Raw genomic sequence first — 18,801 nt, forward strand, 5'->3', positions numbered from 1 at the left:
GCGGCATGAGCGGTCATGGCGGCATGAGCGGCCGGTCGCTGCGGATCGTCCGGCTCGCCAACTTCGTCGCCCCCGCCTCGGGCGGCCTGCGCACCGCCCTGCGCGAGCTCGGCAAGGGCTACCGGGCGGCCGGACACGAGCCCGTGCTCATCGTCCCCGGTGAACGTGCAAGCGACCGCCTGACCGAGCAGGGACGGGTCATCACCCTGCCGGGCCCGCTTCTGCCCGGCACCGGCGGTTACCGCGTCCTCGCCGACAGGCGGCGCGTGGCCCGGCTCCTGGAGGAGCTCGCCCCCGACCGCCTGGAGGTCTGCGACCGTACGACCCTCAGGTGGACCGGCAAGTGGGCCCGGCGCGCCCGGGTTCCCGCCGTGATGGTCTCCCACGAGACCGCCGACGGCGTGCTGCGCACCTGGGGCCTGCCGGAGGGCGCGGCCCGGCGTGCCGCCGACGCCCTCAACGTCCGTACGGCGCACACGTACGCGCGCGTGGTGTGCACCACCGAGTTCGCCGAGCGGGAGTTCGTGCGGATCGGCGCCCGCAACGTCGTACGGGCCCCACTCGGCGTCGACCTCGTCGAGCGGCGCCCGGCGCTGCGCAACGCGGGACTGCGGGCCCGCTACGCGCGCGAGGACGAGACACTCATCGTGACCTGCACCCGGCTGTCCGTGGAGAAACAGCCCCGCACCGCGCTGGACACCCTGGAGGCGCTGGTACGGCGCGGGCGGCGGGCGGTGCTCGTGGTGGCCGGGGACGGGCCGCTGCGACCGCGTCTGGAGCAGCGGGCGCGGGAGCGCGGGCTGCCGGTCACCTTCCTCGGGCACCTCTCCGACAGCGGGCTGCTCGGCGCCCTCCAGGCATCCGCCGACGTGTGCCTGGCCCCTGGACCGGCCGAGACCTTCGGGTTGGCCGCGCTGGAGGCCATGGCGTGCGGCACGCCGGTGGTGGTGAGCGCCTCCTCCGCACTTCCTGAGGTCATCGGCTCCGCCGGGACCGTCGCCGCCGACCGCGGGGATGCCTTCGCGGACGCCGTGGACATGCTGCTCGAACGGCCCGAGTCCGAGCGCCGCGAGACCGCACGCGCGCGTGCGGAGTGCTTCGGGTGGGACACGGCGGTCCGGGCGTTCCTCGCCGCGCACGACGCGGAGGTCGTCGTAGGGCGTTCCGTGCCGGGAGGTGTGGCATGAGCGGGGGCGCGTCCTGAGCCGGGGGTGTGGCATGAGGCTCGCGCTGCGTTGCCCTCGGCCGGTTATCGGCGACATACCTCCACAAAGCGCACCGGCGTGCCCGGTACCGCCTGGGCCGCCGCAGGGAGGTCCGTCTCTCGGACCACTCCGATCACCGGGTAGCCGCCGGTGGTCGGGTGGTCGGCGAGGAAGATCACCGGTCTGCCGTTCGGCGGGACCTGGACCGCGCCCAGGACCATGCCCTCGCTGGGGAGTTCGCCCGGACGGGCCCGCTCCAGGGCCGGCCCCTCCGTGCGCAGGCCGATGCGGTTGCTCGCCGAGGACACCCGGAAGGCGCGGGAGGTGAAGATCCGTACCGCTTCCGGGGTGAACCAGTCGTCTCGGGGGCCCAGCGTGACGCGGAGGACGAGTTCGGCCTGGGGCGCCGGCTGCGGTGCCGTGTCCACGCGTGTGTGGAGGGAGTTCGGTGTGCCCAGTCGGAGTACCGCGCCGTCCGTGAGGGGGGTCGGGCCCAGGCCGGACAGCAGGTCCGTGGAGCGGCTGCCCAGGACCGGCTCCACGGCGATTCCGCCGGAGACGGCCACATAACTGCGCAGTCCCGAAACGGCCGTTCCGACGGTCAGCAGTGCTCCGGCCGGCACGCGCACCGGCGCGCCCCAGGCCGCAGGCCGGCCGTCCACCGCGATCGGGCAGGGTGCACCCGTGACTGCCACGGTGACCGTCGAACGGGGGCGCAGCGCACAGCCGTTGAGCGTGGTCTCCAGGACGGCCGCCTCGGGGCGGTTGCCGACCAGACGGTTGGCGAGGTCGGCCGCCGGACCGTCCAGGGCGCCCGAGCGGGGGACGCCGAGGTGGGCGTGGCCCGGGCGGCCCCGGTCCTGGACGGTGGTCAGCGCTCCGGCCCGGACGACGGAGAGGGCGCGGTCGGTCATGCCGCCCCCATCGGCACGAAGCGCACCCGTGCACCCGGCGAGAGCAGCGCGGCCGGCACGCGTGTGTGGTCCCACAGAACGGCGTCCGTGGTGCCGATGAGATGCCAGCCGCCCGGCGACGAGCGCGGGTAGACGCCGGTGTACGGGCCCGCGAGCGCCACCGAACCCGCCGGGACGGCCGTGCGCGGGGTGGCCCGGCGCGGGACGTCGTAGCGGGCGGGCAGGCCGGTGAGGTAGCCGAAGCCGGGAGCGAATCCGCAGAAGGCGACCGTGAACTCGGTGCCGGCGTGGACGCGGGCCACCTCCGCGGGGGAGACACCCCAGTGCGCGGCCACGTCGGCCAGGTCCGGGCCGTCGTAGCGCACCCGGAGTTCGATCACCTCACGCGCGCGAGGGGGAGCGGGCGGCACCTCCGCGTCGGTGAGTTCGGCGGTCAGACGGGCCGGGTCGGCGAGACCGTCGAGGAGGACCGTGCGGGCCGCGGGCACGATCTCGCGGACCGTCAGTGAGCCCTCCGCGCGGCGACGCACCAGCTCGGCGTGGAGGGCCTGGGCCTCCTCGCCCGAGGACACCTCGACGAGCAGGGCGTCGTCCCCGACGCGCAGCGCCCTCATACGAAGGCCTCCACCCGGACGCCCGAGGACTCCAGGCGCTGTCTCACCCGTCGGGCCAGTTCCACCGCGCCCGGGGTGTCGCCGTGCAGGCACAGCGAGCGGGCCTCGACCTCGATGCGGGTCCCGGAGCGGGCGGTGACCGCGTGGTCCCGGGCCAGGCCCAGCGAGCGTTCCACGACCGCCTCGGGATCGGTGACCACCGCACCCTCCTGGCCGCGTGGCACCAGCGTGCCCTCCTCGGTGTAGGCGCGGTCCGCGAAGGCCTCGGTGACGGCCTCCAGGCCCGCCTTCCCGGCCGCCTCCAGCAGACGCGAGCCGGGCAGGCCCAGCACGGGCAGCGTGGCGTCGGCGAGGAGCACGCCGGCGACGACCGCGGCGGCCTGCTCCTCGTCGTGGACGACACGGTTGTAGAGGGCGCCGTGCGGCTTGACGTAGGACACGCGTGTGCCCGCCGCCCGGGCGAAGACCTCCAGGGCGCCGATCTGGTAGGCCACCTCGGCCGTCAGCTCGGCGGACGGCACGTCCATCGCGCGCCGCCCGAACCCCGCGAGGTCGCGGTAGGAGACCTGGGCGCCGATCCGGACCCCGCGCGTGGCGGCCAGCTCGCACACCCGGCGCATGGTGACCGCGTCCCCGGCGTGGAACCCGCAGGCCACGTTGGCGCTGGTGACGACGGACAGCAGTTGCTCGTCGTCGGTCAGCTGCCAGCGGCCGAAGCCCTCGCCGAGGTCGGCGTTCAGATCGATCGAGGTCATGGAGGTCTCGTATCTCCTTCCGGGGTTCTCAACGGGTTCTCAAGGGACTCCAGTGGGGGTCTTCAGGCCACTCTGTACTGCTCGTCGCGGGCGTCCGTCAGGAACATCTGCCCAGGTGCGTGGGTGATGGCGAACGGCGGTCGCGAGGCCATCACCGCGGCCTGCGGGGTCACTCCGCAGGCCCAGAACACCGGGATGTCGTCGGGCTCGGCGTCCACCGGATCACCGAAGTCGGGGCGGCCGAGGTCGTCGATGCCGAGCCCGGAGGGATCGCCGCAGTGCACCGGACTGCCGTGCACGGCCGGGAGCAGACTGCTCTCTCTCAGGGCGGCGGCCAGGTGCTGCGGTGGCACCGGGCGCATGGACACCACCATGGGTCCGTGCAACCGCCCCGCGGGACGGCACTGTCGACTGGTCACGTACATGGGAACGTTCCGGCCCTGCTGGATGTGCCGGATCGGGACGCCCGCCTCCGAAAGTGCCCACTCGAAGGTGAAACTGCACCCGATCAGGAACGAAACGAGGTCGTCACGCCAGTGTGCGCGTACGTCCGTCGGCTCGTCCACCAGCCGGCCGTCCTCCCACACCCGGTAGCGCGGGAGGTCGGTGCGCAGATCGGCGCCCTCGGCGAGGACGGTGGTCGGGTCGCCGGCGTCCGTGACGTCGAGGACCGGACAGGGCTTGGGGTTGCGCTGGCAGAACAGCAGCATTTCGTACGCCCAGTCGGCGGGCACCGAGATCAGGTTGGCCTGGGTGTGGCCGGCCGCGACCCCGGCGGTGGGGCCGGCCAGGCCGGCGCGGAAGCGGGCGCGTGCCTCGGCCGGGCTCCACGCGTGCGCGTGCTCGTCGGCGAGGGTCAGAGGGCGGTCCTCCGTGCGGTTCATGCGAGTTCCTTCCCACGGGTCTCCGGCAGTCCGAGCAGGGCCAGGGCGGCGATGCCGTAGCCGATGGCGCCGAAGACCAGCGCCCCGCCCACACCCCAGCTGTCGGCCAGGAAGCCGACGGTGGTCGGGAAGACCGCGCCGACCGCACGGCCCGCGTTGTACGTGAAGCCCTGACCCGAGCCGCGCACCGCCGTCGGGTACAGCTCGCTCAGATAGGACCCGAAGCCGCTGAAGATCGCCGACATGCAGAACCCGAGCGGGAAGCCGAGGATCAGGAGCCAGGTGTCGGCTCCGCTCGGGATGTTGCCGTAGGCCACGATGCAGACGGCCGACAGCAGGGCGAAGAGCCAGATGTTGCGCCGCCGGCCCAGCCGGTCGGTGAGGTAACCGCCGGTCAGGTAGCCGAGGAAGGCCCCGGAGATCAGGAAGGTCAGATAGCCGCCGGTGCCCACGACCGACAGTCCGCGGTCGCTCTTCAGATACGTCGGCACCCAGGTGGCGAGCGTGTAGTAGCCGCCCTGGACGCCGGTGGACAGCAGCCCCGCGAAGATCGTCGTACGCAGCAGGTCCGGCTTGAAGATCGCGGCGAACGAGCCCTTCCCGGCGCTCCTCTCGCGCACCGCGATCGCCTCGGGGGCGTCCTGGACCTGGCGCCGCATCCAGACGACGAGCAGCGCGGGCAGCGCGCCGGTCCAGAACATCACGCGCCAGGCCGTGCCGTCGTCGAAGACCGAGAACACCAGCGTGTACATGATCGCGGCCAGGGCCCAGCCCACGGCCCACGAGCTCTGGATCGCGCCCAGCGTGCGGCCCCGGTGCTTGGCGCTCGCGTACTCGGCGACCAGGATCGCGCCGACCGCCCATTCGCCGCCGAAACCGAGGCCCTGCAGGGCGCGGAAGACCAGCAGCGACTCGAAGTTGGGGGCGAAGCCGCAGGCCACGGTGAAGATCGCGTAGGTGACCACCGTGATCATCAACGCCCTGACCCGGCCGGCCCGGTCGGCCAGCACCCCTGCCAGGGCCCCGCCGATGCCGGAGGCCAGCAGGGTGACGGTGGTGAAGAGACCGGTCTGGCCGCTGTTCAGGCCGAAGGAGGCGGCCAGCGCGACCATGCTCAGCGGGAGCGTGAAGTAGTCGTAGGAATCGAGGGCGTAGCCGCCGAACGCACCGGCGAAGGCACGCCGGCCGCGCGGACCGAGGGCGCGGTACCAGCCCAACGCCCCGTCTTCGGCGGGATGTTCGGTCGGTGTGGGGTGATCAATCAGGGGCTGTGGGGGCGGGGTCGTGCTCATGAGCACCTCGCAGAGGGAGGACGGAGGATGCGGGGCTGAGCCGTGCGGTGTAGAGCACCGTAGAGGATCGTTCAACGATCCTTCAATACCCCTGTTGTTTCGTTCTCGTGTCTGCGGTTGAATTCCGGGCATGGCAGAGCAACTGAGCGGACTGGCCGACGACCGTGCCCTCCTGGGCCGTACCAGCACGGCCGAGCGGGTCTCGGACATCCTCAGGAGCCGTATCGCCGAGGGCTACTTCCCGCCGGGGACACGACTGTCGGAGGACAGCATCGGAGGGGCGCTGGGGGTCTCCCGCAACACCTTGCGCGAGGCTTTCCGGCTGCTCACGCACGAGCGGCTGCTCGTCCACGAGCTGAACCGCGGCGTGTTCGTCCGGGTCCTGGCGGTCGAGGACGTGGAGGACATCTACCGCACCCGCGCGCTCGTGGAGTGCGCCGTCGTCCGCGGACTGGGTCAACCGCCGTACGCCCTGGACGCGCTCGCCGAAGCGGTCGGGGAGGGACAGCGGGCGGTGCACGAAGGTGACTGGAAAACGCTGGGCACGGCCAACATCCACTTCCACCGGGAACTCGTCGCCCTCGCGGGCAGCGACCGCACCGACGAACTGATGCGCAGCGTCTTCGCCGAACTCCGCCTGGCCTTCCATGTCGTGGACGATCCGAAGGCCCTCCACGAGCCGTACCTGGCCCGCAACCAGCAGATCCTCCAGGCATTGCAGGAGGGCGACAGAGTTGGGGCGGAACGGCTGCTCGCCGTGTACCTCGCCAACTCTCTGGAGCGAGTGGTCGAGGTCTACAGGCGAAGGGTGGGCGAGGACACCTAGCCGGGGGCGCGGGGAACTGCGCGATCAGCCGAAGACGGCCCGCAGACGAGACGCAACCGGCAGTCCCCCGTCCAACAGCCGGAGGCGATCCGCGCCGTTTGGGGAGTTGTCAGACCGAGGACCTAGTCTGTGCACCGTGACTTCGCCTGCGACGACGGACAGCGTTCCGCCCCAGTTCAGCGCGGGGCCGCGCCCCGCACCGGGCCCGGCCGCCGACGAGGGACTGGCGCGTCGGCTGCGCGCGCTCGCCTGCACCGCGCCGCTGCACGACCTCGACGCGCGCAAGGCCAATCTCGCCGGCGAGTACTCGGTGTACGGCATGGCCGAGGTGGCCCTCGCGGCCATCGACCTGGTCACCCTGAACATGGACTTCGACACCGGCGCCGACCACGACCAGATCGTCGCCCGCCTCATCCCGCGCATCGCCGCCCAGGCCCCGCAGCGACCCGTCGCCGAGCACGAGCGCGTGGCCCGCTGGGTCCTGGAGAACCTGATCAACGTCGGCAGCGTCGACCGCGGTTTCCGAGCGGTCTACGGCACTTTCGACCCCGACGGCACGTATGTCCGGCGTGACTACGACTTCAAGCTGATCGAGGAGGTGCCGGGCCCCGGCGGCTCGGTGTATCTCCGGACGACCGACGAGGCGGTGAACGTCCTCGTCGGAGCCCTCGACACCGACGTCACCAGCGCCCAGATCGCCGCCGAGGTCAAGCTGGAGGTACTGATCAGCCGCGGCCGCCTCGCCGACGCCCAGCTCGCCGCGGAGCAGGCCCGCTACCGGACCGTGCAGTACTCCGAGACCCTGCGCAGGGCGCTTGACGCCACCCGGCGCAATGTCCGGGCCGTCGACTGGCTAAACTCCGTGCCCGACATGATCGCCGAGGCGCTCGACCACGTCGCCGACCGGTACCGCCACGAGAACGCGATCCTGACCAACATCCGCAAGGCGCGGGACGAGTCCGAGGACCCCGAGCAGAAGCGGCGCGCCGCCGAACTCGTCGACATCGTCAAGGACTGCATCCGGCGCCACACCCAGCTCCAGTCCCGACTCCTGGAGGCCGGCCCGCTGTTCCGCGCCGAGCAGGACCGGCAGGCCTTCGCCACCCCCATGACGACATCGGGGATCGACCTGTACGGCCACCTCGTCGCCCCGGTGCTGCCCCTGCCGTTGGAGCAGGCCACCCGGGTCACCGACGCGTTCTTCGCGCGCGGTACCGGCCTGCGCACGCCGGTGTCGGTCCGGGTGGGCGACCTCGTCGACATACTGCTGACCCCGCCGATGGAGCGGGAGCACCTGGGCGCGGAGATGCCGGAGCCGGACCTCATCGCCACCCCCGACGACAGCCGGTTCAGCGAGGAGCAACTGGCTTCCGCGAAGCAGCTGCTCGACCTGCCGGCGGACGCGCCGCGACGGCTCTCCGGGCTGCTCGCGGACGCCCGCCGGACCGGCGGGTTCGATCTCGCCTACCTGGTCGCCCTGTTGGCGATCCACGCCGCCAGCCCTGCCGTCGGCACCGCCTACCGCCAGGGCGAGCAGAAGCTCCTCTTCGCCGTGGACGACGGGACGGAACTGGACGATCCGGACTTCGGCGGCGCCGACCTCATCGTCGGCACAGCCCTGCTGGACGCCGCGGGGATGGCGGCGGACCGGACGGAGGCAGCATGAGTGAGAAGCAGCGTGACAAGGAGCCCAAGCCGTGAGTGAGCAAGTCGAGTGGAGCGACACGGAGGTCCCGACCCCGTCGGCGCCCGCCGCCGTCACTCCCGCCGACGCCGCCGACGCCGCTCGGCTCGTCGCCTTCGGGCTGCAGCCCAAACTGCAGCCCGCGCGGGACCAGGAGTACGCCGAACTGCTGCGGCGCTACCGGGAGGACCCGCCGTTCGCGCGGCTCGCCGACGCCGTCGCCGCCGGACTCGGCCTTGTCGTCCTCGAAGTGTCCCCGCGCGCGGGGATGGCCGTGACCGCCGCAGAGGACTCGGTGTTCGCCGTCCGGATGGGGGACTACGCGCGTCGTACGTCCGCCGACGGCGGCGACCGCTTCCTGCACGGCCTCGCCCATCTCGCCGTGGCCGCCATGGCTTTCCCGCGGCCCGAGGACCTCGCCGACGACGGCTACATCGGGCGGGTCTCGGTCAACGGCGTCGACGCCTTCGTACGGCAGGCCTGCCGGCGCCTCGAGGAGCGGGCCGAGGAGGTGGGCGAGAACACCGACCCGGCCACCGACGCTCCGGGCCTGGAGGCGGCCTGGCGGATCTGGGCCAGACGCAGCGCGGCCGGTGCGACCAAGGACGCGCGCCGGCTCGCCGGGTCGACGACCGGCATCGTCGGCAAGGCGGCCGCCTTCCTCACCGACTCCGGGTTCCTCCAGCGCACCGGGGACGACAACGGCGGTACCTACCGGACCACGGCTCGTTACCAGCTCCAGGTGCGGGACATGGCCGGAAGCGCCGCCATGGCCGAACTCCTGGAACTGGGAGTCGTCCCGGTCACCGACGGCACACCGACGCTGCTGCCGCCCGAGGACGGCGACGACGTGGAGCTGGTGGCCGATGCCGGGCTGCCGTTCCACTCCTGAACTTCCCTGACCTGCCGAAGACTTACGAGAGTCCGCCATGTACGAGCTGTCCCGGGTCCGCCTCTACTCCATCGGTCCTGCCGGTGCGCGCTACGCCGACACCGTGCTTGACCTGCGCGGCGTCGGCGCGGAAGTGCCCGACCCCGCGCCCACCCAGGCGGAGTTCTTCGAGGAGGAGCCCGTCGGCCCGCCGCGCCGGCCCGCGCCCGCAGGAGTGCTCTTCCTGGAGAACGGTGGCGGCAAGTCCGTCCTGCTCAAGCTGATCTTCTCGGTGATGCTGCCGGGCCACCGCAACACCCTCGGCGGCGCCAGCTCCGGTGTGCTGCGCAAGTTCCTGCTGGCGGACGACTGCGGGCACGTGGCCCTGGAATGGCAGCACACCCTCACCGGCGAGTGCGTCGTCGTCGGCAAGGTCAGCGAGTGGCGGGGGCGCCAGGTCTCCAACGACCCGCGGAAGTTCGCCGAGGCCTGGTACTCGTTCAGGCCCGGACCGGGCCTCAGCCTCGACAACTTGCCCGTCGCCGAGTCCACTGCCGTAAGGCCGCCCGCCGAGGGCCAGTCGGCCGCACAGGGCCGCCGTCGCACCATGAAGGGCTTCCGGGACGCTCTCACCGAGGCGGGCAAGGCGTATCCGCATCTGGAGGTGCACTGGGAGGAGATCCACGACCGGTGGATCGAGCACCTGGGCGACCTCGGCCTGGACCCCGAACTCTTCCGCTACCAGCGGGAGATGAACGCCGACGAGGGCGAGGCCGCCGGCCTGTTCGCGGTGAAGAAGGACTCCGACTTCACCGACCTGCTGCTGCGGGCCGTGACCGACACCCGTGACACCGACGGGCTCGCCGACCTGGTCAGCGGGTTCGGCAACAAGCTGGGGCGCCGCGCCGAGCTCATCGCCGAACGGGAGTTCACCGCGGGGTCGGTGGACCTGCTGGGCCGGATCGTCGAGGGCGCCGAGGCCCGCTCACGCGCGCGTGACATCCACACGGGCGCCGAACGCCGTACCCGGACGCTGGCCCGCCGGCTGTCCGCGCGAGGCGCCCAGGAGCGGGTGCGCGCCGCCGACCTGGCCCAGCGGGTCACCGCGGCCGCCTACGCCGTCACACATGCCGAGGCGGGCCGGGAGCGCAGTGCGCTCATCGCCGCCGAACTCGCCTACCGGAACGCCTCCCTGGCGCTCGCCGCCGCCGAGAAGTCGGCCGCGGCCCAGAAGCGCGAGCTCGCCGAAGCGCGCACGCTGCACTCCGCCTGGCAGGCCGCCGAGGCCGTACTGCGCCACCGGGCCGCCGCCGACCGGGGCGCGCGCGTGGCCGCCGCCATCCAGGAGGCCGAGCGGGACGCGGCGCCCGCGCTCGCCGCCCGCGCCAGGGCCGCCGTCGATCTCGTCCGCGCCCTGCAGACGGCCGCAGAGAGCGCCGAGACGCTCGCCAACGAGGAGGAGGAGCGGTCCGCCGCTCTCCAGGACGTCAGCCAGTCGGCCTACCAGGACTCCACGTCGGCCGCCACCGAGGCCCAGCGCGCCCGCAGCGAGATCGGCCATCTGCGCCAGCGGCTGAGCGAGGTCGAACAGGAGACCGCCGAGGCCGTGCGCGCGGGCTGGCTCGACGACACTGCCCCCGACGCCGACCCCGCCCGCGCGGCCCTCGCCGCGAGCGACGCCGAGAAGTCGGCCGTCGCCGCCTGGGACACCGCCCGCGAGGCGTCGAACCGGGCCGCCGAGCACGCCCGCGAGGCGGCCGCCGCCGAATCCCGGGCGGAACTCACGGCCGCCCGCGCGGAGGACGCGGCCACGGCAGCCGCCCGGTCCTACGAGGCCGAGCGGCGCCTGGCCGAGGGACTGGCGGGCGAAGAGCGGCTGGCGGAGCTGCTGAGCCTGACCGGGACCACCGGCGGGACCACCGGCGCCGTGCCGGGACCGCGCGCGGCCGAGAGCAGCAGGACGAACGGCACGACCGGGCGCGACAGTTCCGGAGCCGGGGCCGATCCGCACACCGGCTCCACGGGTGCTCACTCCGACGGCGGCCTGACCCCCGATGACCTCGACCGGTTCGCCGACGAACTGCGCGAGCTGCTCGACGACTCCGTCTCCTCGGCCGAACGCCAACTGTTCGAGCTGCGTACGGCCGCCGCCGACGACTCCCGCATCCTCGGCGCGCTCGGCGACGGTGGGCTTCTGCCACCGGGCCCGGACGTGCTGGCCGCGGTCGAGTTCCTCGGTGAGAACGGCATCCCCGCCCTGCCCGGCTGGCGCTACCTCGCCCAGGCCGTCGACCCCGCCGACCACGCGCGCGTGCTGGCCGCCCGGCCCGAACTGGTCGACGGCGTGATCATCACCGACCCCGCCACCCACGCGCGTGCCCGCGAGGCACTGAACGACGCGGCCCTGCTCCCGCGCTCCGCCGTGGCCGTCGGCACGGCCGCCGCCCTGCTGGCGCCGACCCCGGCCACCGACTCCCAGAGCGGTGACGTCTTCCTCGTACCGCCGAACCCGGCCATGCACGACGAACACGCCGCCGACGAGGAGCGCCAGGCACTGCGCGCCCGGGCCGGCGAGCGGGACGAGGAGATTCGGTCGCTCGCCGCCCGCCTGGGCAAGGACCGTGAACTCAATGCCCGGCTCGCCTCCTGGCGCACCGGCTGTCCGGCCGGCCGGCTCGTCGAGCTGGCGCAGGCCGCCCGGGACACGCGCGTGTTCGCCGACGAGGCGGAGGCCGAACTGGCCGAGGCACGCACGGTGCGGGCCGAGGCCGACGAAGCCGCCTCCGAGGCCGCGCGGACACGCGACGAACGGCAGGAGGCCGCCCAGAAGGCCCGGCGCGCCGCCGACGCCCTCGCCGGGCTGGCCTACCGGCTGCGCGAGCGGGCCGGCTGGCAGGCCAAGCTGCGTGAACTGGCCGACGAGGCCACCGAGTCGGAAGCCCGCGCCCAGACCTGTCTGGACCGCGCCCGGGCCGCCGACGAGGACCGGCGCGGGGCCCAGCGGGCCGCCGACGACGCCCGCCGCACCGCCCGCGCGCTGCGCGCCGAGCGCGCCGAGATCGCCGGGGCCCCCGACGACGTACCGGACAGTGCCCCCGATGCCTCCAAGGCGTCCCTGCCCGCGCTCCGCGAGGCCTACCGGGCCGCCTCCCAGCTGTACGAGAAGGTGGGTGTCGGCGCCGACCTGCGGGCCGAGCAGGCCCGGGCGGAGAGCGACGAGAGCGCGGCCCTCGCCGAACTGGACCGGCTGAGCAACAAGGTCCGCACCCGCGCAGCGCAGTTGCTCCAGTCGCCCGACGGGTCCGACGGGCCCTCCCGGCAGGCCGCAGCCGCCCGTGCCGAGGAACTGGTGCAGCTCCTGGAGACCCGGGTGTCGACCGCGAGCGAGCAGCTCGGGCGGTTGCGCGGCGAGGCCGAGCGGCACGCTCCCGAGGACGGCGAGGCGCACACCGAGCTGGCGCCGGAGCTGGAGCCGCGCGACGCCGAGCACGCGCAGGCGCTGCTGCGTACGGCCACCGCCGAACTCGCCTCCCGCACCGAGGCGTTGGCGCAGGCCAGGGACGCGCACGCGGAGCTGCTCGGCTCCCACCGGGCCGCCGAGGACGCGGCGGGCGGCTTCGACGAGATCGCCGCGATGCTCCGCGACCTGCTGCGCGAGCACGCCATGGAGGACGAGCAGGACGAGTCGGAGCCGTACCCGGGCAGCCCCGAGGAGGCCCGGCAGGCCGCCGCCGAGGCCCGCCGGTCGCTGCGCGGTTGCGCCGCCGACCTGTCCGCCGCCGAGGCCGCCGTGCGCGAGGCGAGCGACGTGCTCGTCCGGCACGCCAACTCCACGCGCTACGAGCAGGTGCGTACCCCCGCGCGGCAGCAGATCCGGGAGCTGCCCGCGTCCGCACTGCCCGAGCACGCGCAGAAGTGGGCGGACGCCTTCGCGCCCCGACTGCGGGTACTGACCGACGAGTTGGCGCAGTTGGAGCGCAATCGTGACTCGATCGTGGACCGGCTGCGGGGGCTCGTGGAGTCCGCGCTCGCCACGCTCAGGTCCGCTCAGCGGCTCTCCCGGCTGCCCGAGGGGCTCGGCGAGTGGTCCGGGCAGGAGTTCCTGCGGATCCGCTTCGAGGAACCCGACCAGGCGACGCTGACCGAGCGGCTCGGCGAGGTCATCGACGAGGCGACCAGGGCCGCGGTCAAGAAGAACTCCGACCTGCGGCGCGACGGAATGTCCCTGCTGCTGCGGGGAGTCGGGGCGGCGCTCCAGCCCAGGGGCGTGGCCGTGGAGATCCTCAAGCCGGACGCCGTGCTGCGCGCCGAGCGGGTGCCCGTCGGACAGATGGGTGACGTGTTCTCCGGTGGCCAGTTGCTGACGGCGGCCATCGCGCTGTACTGCACGATGGCCGCCCTGCGCTCCAACGACCGGGGCCGGGACAAGCACCGGCACGCCGGCACGCTGTTCCTCGACAACCCGATCGGCCGCGCCAACGCGACGTATCTGCTGGAGCTCCAGCGGGCGGTGTCGGACGCGCTCGGTGTCCAACTCCTGTACACCACGGGCTTGTTCGACACCACGGCACTCGCCGAGTTCCCCCTCGTCATCCGTCTGCGCAATGACGCGGACCTCAGGGCCGGCCTGAAGTACATCAGAGTGGAGGAACACCTCAGGCCGGGCCTGCCGCAGCAGCCGCAGGCGGACGAGGCGGGGCACAGCGAGATCACGGCGACGCGCATGTTCAAGCGTCCGGCGCCGGTGTCTCCGTAAGTCCGTAGGGGAGTCAGCCGCCCGGGAGACGGAGGCTCAGCCGCTCAGAAGGCCGGCGCTCAGGGGTGGGACAGCTGCCCCGCGCCGCCCTGCCGCCGTATCCGCGCCTGCGCCCGCGCGGTGATCCGCGCGTGCCGCCGGGCCTTGCGCCGCTCGCGCCGCAGGGACCGCGCCGTGCTGCTCGGGGTCGACACCACGCCGTGGCGCTGGTTCCACACCTGGCGGGTCACCCAGACGTCCAGGGCCGCCCAGGTGGCCACCACGGTGCTCGCCACACCGCTCAGCACCATCGGGAACGCCAGCCAGGATCCGGCCATGGTGCACAGGAAGGCCACCATCGCCTGAAGCAGGGTCACCGCGATAATGAGCACCGCCCGCACCGCGGAGGTCCGCACCGGATCCGGCAGCCGACGCCTGCGCGCGGGTTCCTCGACCCACAATGGCCGGTACGGCTCCTCCCGGGCCGCGGCGCGCCTCCTCGGCACCTCCGGCTCCGCCGGTATGCCGAGAACCCGCGGTTCGGGGCGCCGCGGCGCCGCCGGACTCGCTGTCTCCACGCCGATTCCCGGCGCCTCCTGCCGTTCCGCCGTGCCCATCACGTGTCACTCCCCACCGCCGGCAGTTCCCTCGTCCCGGTGTTCGTCAACCGGGCTTCAAGGTGGCTGCCCGGCTTGCGCTGCTTTACGCCGCCCAGTTGCAGATGCGGCTCCTGTGGCCGAATCCACCGCCGTTTCCCGAAGAGAAGGACGAACAGGACTCCTTCAAGATTCCCCCGCGACGTCAAAGAAACGAAAAAATCCAGCCAACCACCTGCCCTGGCCGATCGGTTCCGGCCCGACACGACTCGCCTGGTCGCAGGAGGTGATCTCCCGTAATGGGGGGACAACTCCCGATGTCTCGATGTCGGGGCAGAAGTTCGGGTGCCGGACGCAACTTCGAGTTACGCGTGCGTCGGTAGTAGGCTCGCGCCGTTTGTTGACGTACATGTGTACCCCCGGCCGGCGGGGGTCGAGCTGGGGGAGGCCATGCGCTTTCGCGGGAAGTCCATCCGCCGGAAGATCGTGGCGCTGCTTCTCGTGCCGCTGGTGTCCCTGATCGCGGTGTGGGGCTTCGCCACCGTGCTGACGGGACGTGAAGTCGCCCAGCTCTTCCAGGTGTCCACCGTCACGGAGAAGATCGGTTATCCCGCCGAGGACACCGTGCGCGTGCTCCAGCAGGAACGCCGCCAGACGCTCGTCTACCTGGCCGACCCGCGCGCGTCGGACGCCCTGTCCGCGCTGCGCAGCACAAGGACCGCCTCCGACGAGGCCATCGCCAAGTTCCGCCGCAACGCACGCGATCCCGATGTCCGCGACGGTATGGATCAGGACGACGACGAGCGCCTCACCGCCGTCCTGGACGCGTTCGACGGCATCGACTCGCTGCGCCGCGGTGTCGAGGACGGCACCGTCTCCCGGCTCCAGGCCCTCGACCAGTACAACCGCCTGGTCGACCCCGCCTACGCCCTCCTCGCCACCCTCGACGGCATCGACAACGTGGAACTGGACAAGCAGGCACGGGCGTTGGTCGACATCACCCGGGCCCGCGAACTGCTCTCCCGCGAGGACGCCCTTCTCGGTTCCGCCCTCGTGGTGGGCAAGCTCACCCGCGACGAGATCCGTGACGTCTCCGACCTCGTCGCCCAGCGGAACCTGATGTACGAGATCAGCCTGGGAGTGCTGCCGGCCTCGGAGCGCGACCGCTACGAGGATTTCTGGAAGAACGCCGCCACCGCTCCGCTGCGCTCCGCCGAACAGTCCGTCGCCAAGGCGGAGCCCGGCACGGCCCGCAGCGTCAGCGCCAAGAGCTGGGACGCCGCGGCGGGCACCGCGCTCGACGAACTCGCCAAGCTCGACGACCAGGCGGGCGACCGCCTCCAGGACCGCGTCCGGCCGGACGCGATGGGCGTCATCATCAAGGCGGCCGCCGTCGGCGTCCTCGGCCTGATCGCCCTGCTCTTCTCGCTCGTCCTCTCCGTGCGCGTCGGCCGCGGCCTCATCCGCGATCTGAGGCAACTGCGTCTGGAAGCCCATGAGGCCTCCGGCGTGCGGCTGCCCAGCGTGATGCGCCGCCTCTCCGTAGGCGAACAGGTCGACATCGAGACCGAGGTCCCGCGCCTGGAGTACGACAAGAACGAGATGGGCGAGGTCGGCCAGGCCCTCAACACCCTCCAGCGCGCCGCCGTCGAAGCCGCCGTGAAACAGGCCGAGTTGCGCGCCGGTGTCTCCGAGGTCTTCGTCAACCTCGCCCGTCGCAGTCAGGTCCTGCTGCACAAGCAGCTCACCCTGCTCGACACCATGGAGCGCCGCACCGAGGACACCGACGAACTCGCCGACCTGTTCCGTCTCGACCACCTGACGACCCGTATGCGCCGGCACGCCGAGGGCCTCGTGATCCTCTCCGGCGCGGCCCCCTCCCGGCAGTGGCGCAAACCCGTCCAGCTCATGGACGTCGTCCGCGCCGCCGTCGCCGAGGTCGAGGACTACGAGCGCATCGAGGTCCGCAGGCTGCCCCGGGTCGCCGTGACCGGCCCCGCCGTCGCGGACCTCACGCACCTCGTGGCCGAACTCCTGGAGAACGCCACGGTGTTCTCCCCGCCGCACACCGCCGTGCAGGTCCTGGGCGAACGCGTCGCCAACGGCTTCACCCTGGAGATCCACGACCGCGGACTCGGCATGGCCGCCGACGCGTTGCTGGACGCCAACCTCCGGCTCGCCGAGACCCCGGAGTTCGAGCTGTCCGACACCGACCGGCTGGGGCTCTTCGTGGTCAGCCGGCTCGCCCAGCGGCAGAACGTCAGGGTCTCGCTGCAGCCCTCGCCGTACGGCGGCACGACCGCGGTCGTCTTCATCCCCGAAGCGCTGCTGACGGACGACGTCCCCGACACCAACGGCATCGGCTTCCGCCTCGACCGCCCCCGGCCGCCGAAGGAGGCCGAACTGGAGCAGTCCCGGCGCGTCGCGCTCACCCGGGGACCGGCCCAGCTGCCGGGCATGCCGCCCGCGATCCTGGACGGCCCGGTCGAACTGGAGGCCCCCGTCGACCTGGACACCCTGAGCGATCTCCCGGGCGTGCTCGAGTCCGAGGACAGCGAGCGCGGCGGACTGTTCCGACCGCGCCGCTCCCTGGCCCAGGTCGACGACGAAGCCCCTGGAACCGGCGGGGCGGACATCGGCGACGACGGCCCGGACGCCCCGGTGTCCCTGTCCCGCCGCCGCACCCCGAAGCTGGTCAGCTCCCACGGACGCCCGGTCACCGACGAGCGGACGGGACGCGAGGAGACGGGCCGGCCACCGGTGACCGGTCCGGGCGCGTCCAGGGCGCAGTCCACCCCCTCGGCGGGGCCGGGACCCGCACACTCCGAACCGCCGACCCTGCCCAGCCGCCGCCGTGCCGCGGCCCTGCGGCGCAGCACCGGCGTGGCCGGGCGCCTCGACGAGCTGACGCAGGCACCGGCCTCCTCGGCATTCCCGGGCCGTGAACCCGGCGAGGCCCCCGGCGCCCCCGCCCTGCCCCGGCGCACCCGGCGTGCCGAGATCGCGTCGAGCGGCCCGGTCGCGGACGACCCGGCCACCGGTGCCACCAGCGGGCCCAGCTCGGACACGTCCGCTCTCGGCGCCGTCGGTCCGGCCGTGGACGCCCTCGGGAGGAACGACGTGACCGACTCCGGCCCGGGCGGCGCCGTACGGCCCGGCCGGGGCGAGTCCGCCCGCGGTGCCTCCGGAGCGTCCGGCTCGGACAGGCCGCCCCTGGGCGCCGCTCGCGAACCCGCCGACGCGGGCACCGGCAGCGCTCCGCTGCCCCGCCGCGTACGACAGGCCAACCTGGCCCCACAGCTCAAACAGGCCCCCGAGCGGCGCCCCCAGAACAAGGCGGAGCCCGCCGAGCGGGACGCCGACGAGGTACGCAGCCGCATGGCCTCGCTCCAGCGCGGCTGGCAGCGCGGCCGTGAGGAGAACGCCGAGGGCGACGACACGTCCGGCGGCACAGCACCACAACGAACGACTAAGGGGGACGGTCGATGACCGCACCGAAGGCGACCGACAAGTCCGGCGAGCTCAACTGGCTCCTCGACGACCTGGTGGATCGCGTCGCGAGCATCCGCAAGGCCCTCGTGCTGTCCAGCGACGGCCTCCCGACCGGCGTGTCCAGGGACCTGACCCGCGAGGACAGCGAGCACCTCGCCGCCGTGGCGTCCGGCTTCCACAGCCTGGCCAAGGGCGTGGGCCGGCACTTCGAGGCGGGCAATGTCCGGCAGACGGTCGTGGAACTGGACGACGCGTTCCTGTTCGTGACGGCCGCGGGTGACGGCAGTTGCCTCGCCGTCCTCTCGGCCGCCGACTCGGACGTGGGTCTCGTCGCGTACGAGATGACGCTCCTGGTCAAGCGGGTCGGTGTGCATCTCGGTGCCGCTCCACGCACCGATCTGCCTCAGGGCGGGTAGTGAGATGGCATGAGCACAGACGGTCAGGGAAGAAGCCACTGGTTCGACGACGAAGCCGGACCGGTGGTCCGTCCGTACGCCATGACGCGCGGCCGCACCACAAGTGCCGGCCAGCACCGCCTCGACCTGATCGCGGTCGTCGTGGCCGAATCCCACGCGGACGACCCCGAAGGGGACCACTCGCTGTCCCCCGAGCACGTGGACATCGTCGACCTGTGCCGCGACACCCCGCAGTCGGTCGCCGAGCTGTCCTCCGAACTCGACCTGCCCATCGGGGTCGTACGGGTCCTCATAGGCGACCTCGTCGCCTCGGAGTGGGTCCATGTGAACCGGCCGGTGCCGCCCGCCGAGCTTCCGGACGAGAGCATCCTGCGCGACGTGATCGACGGACTCCGGGCCCTTTGACCGCCGGTCCCGCCCACCCGGTCTGTTCCGTGAGCGCAGCGCGGCGCTCACGGAACGTCCCGGATGGGCGCGGCGAACGCCGGAACGCGCCTGCCGATATGATCTGACCGAT

General features: G+C 73.0%; 14 protein-coding genes. 8 read left to right on the forward strand and 6 right to left on the reverse strand.

Translation table 11 applies throughout. From position 1 onward, the window contains the following. Nucleotides 1-23 precede the first annotated feature (23 nt). Nucleotides 24-1,187: a glycosyltransferase gene (locus ACZ39I_RS28780; protein WP_467247609.1), complete on the forward strand. Its 1,164-nt coding sequence runs from the start codon at nt 24-26 to the stop codon at nt 1,185-1,187. 62 nt (nt 1,188-1,249) lie between these two features. Here the strand turns inward: ACZ39I_RS28780 and ACZ39I_RS28785 are convergent, their stop codons facing one another. From ACZ39I_RS28785 to ACZ39I_RS28805, 5 genes are all read right to left on the reverse strand, one after another. Next, the gene (locus ACZ39I_RS28785; protein WP_467247556.1) at nt 1,250-2,119 is read right to left on the reverse strand and encodes a 5-oxoprolinase subunit C family protein; all 870 of its coding nucleotides are present in this window, start codon (nt 2,117-2,119) and stop codon (nt 1,250-1,252) included. Further along, the gene (locus ACZ39I_RS28790) at nt 2,116-2,733 is read right to left on the reverse strand and encodes a 5-oxoprolinase subunit B family protein (RefSeq protein ID WP_467247558.1); all 618 of its coding nucleotides are present in this window, start codon (nt 2,731-2,733) and stop codon (nt 2,116-2,118) included. Before ACZ39I_RS28790 ends, ACZ39I_RS28785 begins: the two co-directional genes overlap by 4 nt. Continuing rightward, complete coding sequence (locus tag ACZ39I_RS28795) at nt 2,730-3,488, reverse strand: LamB/YcsF family protein (RefSeq protein WP_467247560.1); 759 nt, start codon at nt 3,486-3,488, stop codon at nt 2,730-2,732. The genes ACZ39I_RS28790 and ACZ39I_RS28795 overlap by 4 nt, the downstream gene beginning before the upstream one ends. Before the next feature lie 62 nt (nt 3,489-3,550). Continuing rightward, a complete protein-coding gene (locus tag ACZ39I_RS28800; RefSeq protein WP_467247562.1) occupies nt 3,551-4,372 on the reverse strand; it encodes a putative hydro-lyase in 822 nt (273 codons plus the stop codon). Further along, the gene (locus ACZ39I_RS28805) at nt 4,369-5,664 is read right to left on the reverse strand and encodes an MFS transporter (RefSeq protein ID WP_467247564.1); all 1,296 of its coding nucleotides are present in this window, start codon (nt 5,662-5,664) and stop codon (nt 4,369-4,371) included. The genes ACZ39I_RS28800 and ACZ39I_RS28805 overlap by 4 nt, the downstream gene beginning before the upstream one ends. A 130-nt stretch (nt 5,665-5,794) precedes the next feature. Here ACZ39I_RS28805 and ACZ39I_RS28810 point away from each other — a divergent pair, with 130 nt between their 5' ends. The 4 genes from ACZ39I_RS28810 (at nt 5,795) to ACZ39I_RS28825 (ending at nt 13,801) form a co-directional block, all read left to right on the forward strand. Continuing rightward, nucleotides 5,795-6,490: a GntR family transcriptional regulator gene (locus ACZ39I_RS28810; RefSeq protein ID WP_467247566.1), complete on the forward strand. Its 696-nt coding sequence runs from the start codon at nt 5,795-5,797 to the stop codon at nt 6,488-6,490. Nucleotides 6,491-6,626: 136 nt separating this feature from the next. After that, nucleotides 6,627-8,156: a hypothetical protein gene (locus ACZ39I_RS28815; RefSeq protein WP_467247568.1), complete on the forward strand. Its 1,530-nt coding sequence runs from the start codon at nt 6,627-6,629 to the stop codon at nt 8,154-8,156. Between the two features lie 31 nt (nt 8,157-8,187). After that, on the forward strand, nt 8,188-9,066 hold the full coding sequence (locus tag ACZ39I_RS28820; protein ID WP_451477429.1) for a hypothetical protein: 879 nt from the start codon (nt 8,188-8,190) through the stop codon (nt 9,064-9,066). Nucleotides 9,067-9,103: 37 nt separating this feature from the next. Further along, complete coding sequence (locus tag ACZ39I_RS28825; RefSeq protein ID WP_467247570.1) at nt 9,104-13,801, forward strand: hypothetical protein; 4,698 nt, start codon at nt 9,104-9,106, stop codon at nt 13,799-13,801. Nucleotides 13,802-13,860: 59 nt separating this feature from the next. On the opposite strand, the gene ACZ39I_RS28830 is transcribed toward ACZ39I_RS28825, so the two are convergent. Beyond that, complete coding sequence (locus ACZ39I_RS28830; RefSeq protein ID WP_467247572.1) at nt 13,861-14,397, reverse strand: hypothetical protein; 537 nt, start codon at nt 14,395-14,397, stop codon at nt 13,861-13,863. A gap of 429 nt (nt 14,398-14,826) precedes the next feature. Here ACZ39I_RS28830 and ACZ39I_RS28835 point away from each other — a divergent pair, with 429 nt between their 5' ends. From ACZ39I_RS28835 to ACZ39I_RS28845, 3 genes are read left to right on the forward strand one after another with little or no spacing between them, the layout of a single operon-like run. After that, nucleotides 14,827-17,865: a nitrate- and nitrite sensing domain-containing protein gene (locus ACZ39I_RS28835; protein WP_467247573.1), complete on the forward strand. Its 3,039-nt coding sequence runs from the start codon at nt 14,827-14,829 to the stop codon at nt 17,863-17,865. Then, nucleotides 17,862-18,284 (forward strand): roadblock/LC7 domain-containing protein, encoded by a 423-nt coding sequence (locus tag ACZ39I_RS28840; RefSeq protein WP_467247575.1) that lies wholly within the window; start codon nt 17,862-17,864, stop codon nt 18,282-18,284. The genes ACZ39I_RS28835 and ACZ39I_RS28840 overlap by 4 nt, the downstream gene beginning before the upstream one ends. Before the next feature lie 9 nt (nt 18,285-18,293). Further along, nucleotides 18,294-18,689 carry a DUF742 domain-containing protein gene (locus ACZ39I_RS28845; RefSeq protein WP_451477433.1) on the forward strand — a complete coding sequence of 132 codons (396 nt, stop codon included), beginning with the start codon at nt 18,294-18,296 and terminating at the stop codon, nt 18,687-18,689. The last annotated feature ends 112 nt before the right edge of the window (nt 18,690-18,801 follow it).

The organism is Streptomyces sp. NPDC024687, from assembly GCF_055559055.1.